The following is a 1,412-nucleotide window of genomic DNA, read 5'->3' on the forward strand; positions in this document are numbered from 1 at the left end:
TCTCGAACACATGGTTCATTTCGCGCTGGAGCGTCGCGATCGGGTTGTCTTGGCTGCTCTTCGCATCTGGCGTGCTGTCCTTGCGCGCCCAGGGAATGAGGTCTTTAATCTGCATGATATGGTCTCCTTAGGTTTTCAGGCGCCCTTGACGGCGATCCTTTTCGGCTGCGCTTCAGGGGCCCGGGGGAGCGTTAAAGTTAGGACGCCTCCTCGCATCTCGGCTTCGATCCTGTCGGGGTCGAAGTCCTCGGAAAGCGTGAAGGCACGCTCGAAATCGCCCTCGCCATATTCGGCATAGGCAAGTTCGAGGTTTTTCGGCCGCACCGGGTCAACCTTGCCGCGGATCGTCAACACACGATTTTCGAGCGTGATTTCGATCGCATCGGCGGCGACCCCAGGCATTTCAAGCATCATGGAGACACCCTGATCGGTCTCGACGATATCGGTCAACGGGCGGTAGATGCGTCCGCCGCCGGTGGTCTCGGGCGAGTCGGTCGGCGTCTTTTCGGCGGCTTGCGTGATGTCGGTGCTCATCGTTCCAGCTCCTCTCAGGCTGCCTTGATCTCGATTTTCTTCGGCTTTTCTTCCTCGGGCCGGGAGATGACGATCCGCAATACGCCGTTCGTCATTCTCGCCTCGACCTTGTCATCCGAGGCCGCGAACGGCAGGCGGATAGTGCGGGAAAACCTGCCGAAACTGCGTTCGTTGCGGTGCCAGCGCGCACCGTCGGGAACCTCGGGCGCCTTGCGTTCGCCCGACAGCGTCAGGACGTTGTCCTTGACCGAAATTTCAATGTCGCCCGGTTCGATGCCGGGAAGTTCAGCGGTGACTGCAACGGCCTCAGGGCCTTGCCAGACATTTACCGCCGGGAACGCCGCGCGGGACGGCGGCCAGAAACCGCGGTCGAGATCGCGCATCATGGAGCGCATCAGCGCAAAGGGATCGCTGCGGCGCAGATATGTCGGGTAGAGCATTGCTGGCCTCCTGTTGCTGATCGATACCCCCGAACCGTCGGCATGGAGGGACCGGGCAACGGTGCCGGCCGGATGTGGGTTCGGAGAACGCCTATCAAGATAGGCCGTTCCATTTATTATGCAAGCATGTATGATGGGTGCATTGCGTTTTGGATGGGGGGCGGTTTCTCCTGTGTACCATGCAATCGGCGGAAGGATAACCATGATCTCTTCGGACATCGCGCTGATCGGGACGACGATCCACCGGGTCGCGCAGCTCATCCAGCAGCGGATCGACCAAGACATCCGCGGCAGCGGCCTGACCCGCCTGTCCTGGATGGCGGCGGCGCATGTCGAGGATGCGCCTGGGCTGACCATCGGCGATCTGGCCGACCTGCTGGAGGTCGGCCAGGCCACAGCCGGCCAGCTCGTCGATCGCATGGTCCGGGGCGGCTGGGT

3 protein-coding genes are annotated in these 1,412 nt (G+C 61.7%); 1 reads left to right on the forward strand and 2 read right to left on the reverse strand.

Going from position 1 to position 1,412, the window contains the following annotated elements; all coding sequences use genetic code 11:
* Nucleotides 1-135 precede the first annotated feature (135 nt).
* Nucleotides 136-534 (reverse strand): Hsp20/alpha crystallin family protein, encoded by a 399-nt coding sequence (locus FIB18_RS24635; RefSeq protein WP_012754153.1) that lies wholly within the window; start codon nt 532-534, stop codon nt 136-138.
* Nucleotides 535-548: 14 nt separating this feature from the next.
* Nucleotides 549-974, reverse strand: a complete 426-nt coding sequence (locus FIB18_RS24640) for an Hsp20/alpha crystallin family protein (RefSeq protein ID WP_012754154.1) — start codon at nt 972-974, stop codon at nt 549-551.
* Between the two features lie 202 nt (nt 975-1,176).
* Between FIB18_RS24640 and FIB18_RS24645 the strand changes: the two genes are divergently transcribed.
* Nucleotides 1,177-1,412: MarR family winged helix-turn-helix transcriptional regulator (locus FIB18_RS24645; protein ID WP_140023481.1), on the forward strand; the 236-nt coding region annotated here is incomplete at its 3' end.

The organism is Brucella pecoris (assembly GCF_006376675.1).
In the GTDB taxonomy this organism is placed as follows: domain Bacteria; phylum Pseudomonadota; class Alphaproteobacteria; order Rhizobiales; family Rhizobiaceae; genus Brucella; species Brucella pecoris.